At 63.0% G+C, this 4,273-nt stretch carries 4 protein-coding genes; all 4 read right to left on the bottom strand.

Going from position 1 to position 4,273, the window contains the following annotated elements; all coding sequences use genetic code 11:
- Positions 1-916 (bottom strand): sugar ABC transporter ATP-binding protein (locus EN984_RS24510; RefSeq protein ID WP_164765617.1); only part of this gene is annotated, 916 nt, incomplete at its 3' end.
- A 155-nt stretch (positions 917-1,071) separates the two neighbouring features.
- A complete protein-coding gene (locus tag EN984_RS24505) occupies positions 1,072-2,064 on the bottom strand; it encodes an ABC transporter substrate-binding protein (protein ID WP_127272465.1) in 993 nt (330 codons plus the stop codon).
- 300 nt (positions 2,065-2,364) lie between these two features.
- Complete coding sequence (locus EN984_RS24500; RefSeq protein WP_127272466.1) at positions 2,365-3,363, bottom strand: aldo/keto reductase; 999 nt, start codon at positions 3,361-3,363, stop codon at positions 2,365-2,367.
- Between the two features lie 60 nt (positions 3,364-3,423).
- Positions 3,424-4,273, bottom strand: an 850-nt coding sequence (locus EN984_RS24495; RefSeq protein ID WP_164765616.1) for a UxaA family hydrolase, incomplete at its 5' end; no start/stop codon positions are given.

Below are 4,273 nucleotides of genomic sequence, written 5' to 3'. Positions count from 1 at the left end.
GTCCGGCGCCGATCAGGCCATAGAGACCGACGATCTCGCCGGCGCGAACCGTCATCGAGACATTTTCGAAGCCCTTGCCGGACAGGCTCCTCGCCTCGAGGATCGCGGCGCCCGGCGTGAAATGCTCCTTGTGATAAACCTGCTCGATCGAGCGGTTGATCATCATTTTGACCAGCTCGGCATCGTTGGTCTCGGCGATGTTGCGGGTGCCGACCAGCGTGCCGTCGCGCAGCACGGAAACACGGTCGGCGAGTTCGAACACCTCCTCCATGCGATGGCTGATGTAGATGATCGTCACGCCTTCGCCCTTCAGCCGGCGGATCAGGGTGAAGAGCTGGTCGGCCTCCTTGCGGGTGAGGTAGGCGGTCGGCTCGTCGAAGATCAGGAATTTGGTGCCGCGCACGGTGGCGCGTGCGGCAGCAATCAGCTGCTGTTGGCCGATAGTGAGGTCGCCCAGCGTGACATGCGCCGGCAGGTCGAAGCCGAGATCGTCGATGATGGTCTGCGCTTGCCTGACCATGGCACGCTGCTGCAGGATGCCGAAGCGCGAATTCTCCTCGCCGAGGAACATGTTGGCGGCGACCGTCAGGTGGCGGCACAGCACGACTTCCTGGTGCACGGCATTGATGCCGAGCGCCATCGCCTCATGCGGCGTCGCCAGGGCAGCCGGCTGGCCCTCCCAGGCGATCTCTCCGGAGGTGCGCGGCATGACGCCGGTCAGAAGCTTGATGAGCGTGGATTTGCCGGCGCCGTTCTCGCCGACGATGGCGTGGATCTCACCGGACTTGAAGGCGAGGTCGACCGGCTTCAGCGCGTGGGTGCCGGGATAGCGCTTCTCCAGCCCGCGCAATTCGAGGATGGTCCGCCCCGGTTCCAGCACAGGGGCCGGATGCAGTTCCTGCGCCGTCGATGTCATGACAATCCTCCCAGATTGGCCTCACGATTGGCACGCGGCGAGACAAGGATATGTCTCGAAAACAGCCTAGCCTACGCTTATGGATTGCCAAGCCGTTTGTGCGGCAGCTTGTCTCCGGGGCGAGGTGCCCCGGAGACCATTGCGGATGCGACGGCTCAGAGCTTCGGATTGAGCAGCGCGTCGATCTTGGGGTCTTTCATGTTGTCCTTGGTCACCAGATTGGCGCCGGTGTCGACATTGGCTTCGACCTTCTCGCCCTTGGAAGCGGCGAGTGCGGTCTTGATGCCGTCATAGCCCATCCGGTACGGATCCTGGACGACGAGGGCGGAAATGACGCCGTCGTTGAGGAACTTGATCAGCTTCTCGTCGCTGTCGAAACCGACCAGCGCCAGCTTGCCGCCAAGGCTGTTTTCCGCGACAGCCTGACCGACGCCCTGCGCCATGATCAGGTTGGAAGCGAAGATGCCCTTGAGGTTCGGGTTGGCGGTGATCAGGTCGGTGGCGATGTTGAGGCCGGTGGTGGCCTGGCCGTCGGCATATTTATCGGCGACCAGCTTGAGGCCCGGATATTTGGCGGCCAGCTGTTCGGTGAAGCCCTGCTTGCGCTGTTCGAGCGAGCCGGCGCCCGGCGCGTTGGTGATCAGGGCGACGTCGCCCTCGATCTTGCCGCCGTTGGCGGCGCCGATGGCGGCTGCGAGGCCGTCGGCAGCGACGCGGCCGCCCTGGACGTTGTCGGTGGTCAGGAACGAGGTGAAGGCCTTGGAGTCGGCGCCGGAGTCGATGCCGATGACCTTGACCTTGGCAGCGGCTTCATCGATCGGCTTGCCAAGCGCCTTGAACTCGGTCGGCGCAATGACGATCGCCGCCGGGTTGCTGGCAACGGCGTTCTCGAGGATCGAGACCTGGCCGTTGACGTCGGTTTCAGCCTGGGCACCGAGTTCCGGCACGTTGACGCCGAGATCCTTGCCGGCCTTGCGGGCGCCGGCCAGAACGATCTGCCAGTAGAACGACGTGGTGTCCTTGACGATGATCGGAATGGTGACGTCCGCCGCCGAAACCGGCGCCGAATGCATGACGCCGGCGAGCATCGAAGCTGCTGCCAGCGCCATGACGGCGCGGCGGTTGAGAATGCTGGTCACGAATTTCATGAGGTTTCCTCCCTAAGTCGCCCGGTGAACGATACGGAAGCTCCGTCCGGATAGGCGTGATCCAAAACAGAACTTTATCAATAAAAAACAATTGCCATGTTTTGATAATGCATCGAACAGATCGATGCAAGCGCTGTTTGATCAGTCCTTGCGAGGCCTGGCAGAGGCAAATCCACCGCGCTGCTCCCCATTGGCGCCGTCGCACTTCCGTTCCGTTCCGGGAACGTATGGAATATTAATTCCATCATTTCGTCAATATAGAATGTCCATTCCTTCGTGTGACCGCAAGAATATGGAGTTTCACACCAGCTCCTGCACCAGCGTGTGGGGACGATATCTGGCGTATTCCGTCTCCGGCACGTCGATGTCGAGCAGTTGGAGGTTGCGCGTCAGGTTCGCCAGCTTGGCGGTGCCGGTCAGCACGGTGGCGACGGCAGGTTCATGCAAGGGGAATTGGAACGCTGCGGCGGCGAGCGGATAGCCACCCTCGGCGGCGATCCTTTCCATTGCGCCGACGCGGTCGAGCACGTCATGGCTGGCAGGGCGGTAGTCGAAATGTGCGCCTTGCACCGGCCCGGTCGCCAGGATACCGGAGTTGAACACGCCGCCAATGACCAAGGAGGTCTGCCGCGCCCGGCATAGGGGCAGCAACTCCGCTTCGGCGCTGCGGTCGAGCAAGGAATAGCGGCTGGCGAGCAGGATGCAGTCGAGCGGCGCCTCGCGCATCACGTCCAGACAGATCTGCACTTCGTTGACGCCAAGCCCATAGGCGGAAATGACGCCGGACCGTTTCAGCTCTTCAAGTGCCTTGAGGCCGCCGTCCATCAGGTCGCGAAAGTGCAGCTTGGTCTTCTCGACACCATGGGTGTAGGCGCCGATGTCGTGGACAAACAGGATGTCTATCCTGTTTAGGCCAAGCCGCGCATAGCTGAATTCGACCGACCGCATGATGCCGTCATAGGAATAGTCGTAGTCGAGCGCGAAGGGCAGCGGATCGACATAGGAGTGATCGGGAACCTGATCGTCCGGCACCGGGCGGAACAGCCGGCCGACCTTGGTCGACAGCACATAGGAATCGCGCGGCTTGTAGCGCAGGAAGTCGCCGAAGCGGCGCTCCGACAGTCCGAAACCGTAGAAGGGTGCGGTGTCGAAATAGCGCAGGCCGGCATCCCAGGCGCCCTGCAGCGTCTCCATCGCCGCTTCGCGCGAACAGGCGCGGTAAAGGCCGCCAAGTGCAGCGCCGCCGAAGCTGACCTCGGTGACTTCCAGCGCTGTCTGGCCGATGCGGCGTCTTTCCATGCACAACCTCCCCGTTGCCCGCCGCTGACCGGCGCGCAGTCTACTTTACATCAGTAAAATCTAAAGTGTTGCGCCCAGATGCCAGGGCACGAACTCGTTGTCGCCGTAGCCGAAGTCCTCGCTCTTGGTCTTGCGGCCGGAAGCCGTCTCGACGATCAGTTCGAAGATCTCGCGACCCATGCCGGCGATGGTCTTTTCACCCGAGGCGATGACGCCGCAATTGACGTCCATGTCCTCTTCCATCTGGTGGTACATGGTGGAGTTGGTGGCGACCTTGATCGACGGCGTCGGGCGGCAGCCGAAGCATGAGCCGCGGCCGGTGGTGAAGACGATGACGTTGGCGCCGCCCGCCACCTGGCCGGTCGCCGAAACCGGGTCGTAGCCGGGCGTGTCCATGAACACGAGGCCGCTGCCAGTGACTTTTTCGGCGTAGCCGAAGACGCCGTTGAGGGGCGTCTGACCGCCCTTGGCGACCGCGCCGAGCGACTTCTCCAGGATGGTGGTGAGACCGCCGCGCTTGTTGCCGGGCGAGGGGTTGTTGTCGATCGAGGCGCCATGCTTGGCGACGTGGTCCTCCCACCATTTCACGAAACCGTCGAGCTTCTGCGCAATCTCAGGCGTTGCCGCGCGATAGGCAAGCAGATGTTCGGCGCCGTAGATCTCCGTGGTCTCGGAGAGGATGCCGATGCCGCCGACGCCAGCCAGGATATCGACAGCCGCGCCCAGCGCCGGATTGGCCGTGATGCCCGACATGCCGTCGGAGCCGCCGCATTGCAGGCCGACGACGATCTCGCTGACCGGGATCGGCTCACGCTTCAGCTGGCCGACTTCCTCGGCGATCTCGGCCAGCACGCCCATCGCCTTTTCCACCGATTTGCGCGATCCGCCGGCGTCCTGGATGTTGAAATGG

It is taken from the genome of Mesorhizobium sp. M7A.F.Ca.CA.004.12.1.1 (assembly GCF_003997835.1).
Taxonomy (GTDB): domain Bacteria; phylum Pseudomonadota; class Alphaproteobacteria; order Rhizobiales; family Rhizobiaceae; genus Mesorhizobium.
This window is presented reverse-complemented; position numbering and strand designations above follow the sequence as displayed.

What these genes read in the sequence shown, in the direction of transcription:
- EN984_RS24500 (WP_127272466.1), bottom strand. Translation starts at nt 3,363, where the DNA reads ATGGAAAGACGCCGCATCGGCCAGACAGCGCTGGAAGTCACCGAGGTC.
- EN984_RS24505 (WP_127272465.1), bottom strand. Translation starts at nt 2,064, where the DNA reads ATGAAATTCGTGACCAGCATTCTCAACCGCCGCGCCGTCATGGCGCTG.